Genomic DNA, 1,104 nt, shown 5'->3' on the forward strand with positions numbered 1-1,104 from the left:
CTAGGTTCTGTCTCGAAGTCGTAAGGGCGGGTTTGTGGACCGTCCTCAGGAGTGTCTGAGCCATTGGTTGATGACCGCGACCTGGATGGTGGCCAGATAGCGCACAGCGAGTTTGTCGAACCTCGTTGCCACAGCTCGATGCTGTTTGAGCTGGTTGATGCCCCGCTCGACAGCATTGCGGTCACGGTAGATCCCCGGATCGAACGCCGGTGGCCGCCCGCCCGCACTGCCACGGCGCCGCCGGTGCGCGGCCTGGTCCGCCGGAACCGGGATGGTCGCTTTGATCCCGTGACGGCGCAACCACTCCCGGTTACCGCGACTGGAATACGCCTTGTCGGCCAGCACCCGTTGCGGCCGCACCCGCGCTCGCCCACCACCGGGCCTGGGCACTGCGATACCGTCCAGCACCGCTGAGAACTGCGGACTGTCACCGGCCTGACCAGCGGTGACCAGCACCGACAACACCCGACAGCCCTGCTCACACGCCAGGTGCAGCTTGCTGGTCCACCCGCCACGCGAGCGCCCCAACCCATGATCGGCCGGCTCGCATTCACCCGGACCGGCCGGTGGTTCGGCCTGCCCGCCGCCGTCACGGCGGGCGCCCGCGGCATGCTGATGAGCGCGAGTGATCGTGGAGTCCACACTGACCTGCCACTCGATCACACCGGCCGCGTCAGCGAAAACCTGCAGCGAGGTCACGATCGCCGCCCACGCTCCGGCACGCTGCCACCGGCGGAACAACCCATATATCGCCTGCCAGGACCCGTACTCGGCAGGAATGTCGCGCCACGGGCAACCAGCCCGTGTTCGCCACCGGATCCCATCGATGAGCTGCCGCTTCGTCCACTTCGGCGGGCGGCCCGCCTTCTTCCCACGAGGCAGCAACGGCTCCAACCGCGCCCACTGGGCATCGGTCAGATCCGCCCGCCCCGCCACCGCTGGCCACGAGGTCTCCGGCACTATTCAGGTTTGCTTGGTCGCTAACCCGAAATACCGGAGACCTCACCCATACGCCAACGCGGCCAACAACTCCCACCGAAACACTGACACGCTGACACCACCACGCGGTGCCACCCCATCAACTCACTTCGAGACAGAACCTAG

The 1,104-nt window shown here is 66.8% G+C and carries 1 protein-coding gene; it reads right to left on the minus strand.

The genetic code is table 11. The annotated features are described in order from the left end of the window. Nucleotides 1-45: 45 nt before the first annotated feature. On the minus strand, nt 46-936 hold the full coding sequence (locus tag HOV91_RS39110) for an IS5 family transposase (protein WP_174190188.1): 891 nt from the start codon (nt 934-936) through the stop codon (nt 46-48). Nucleotides 937-1,104 lie beyond the last annotated feature (168 nt).

It is taken from the genome of Nocardia barduliensis (genome assembly GCF_013315795.1).
Classification (GTDB): Bacteria; Actinomycetota; Actinomycetes; order Mycobacteriales; family Mycobacteriaceae; genus Nocardia; species Nocardia barduliensis.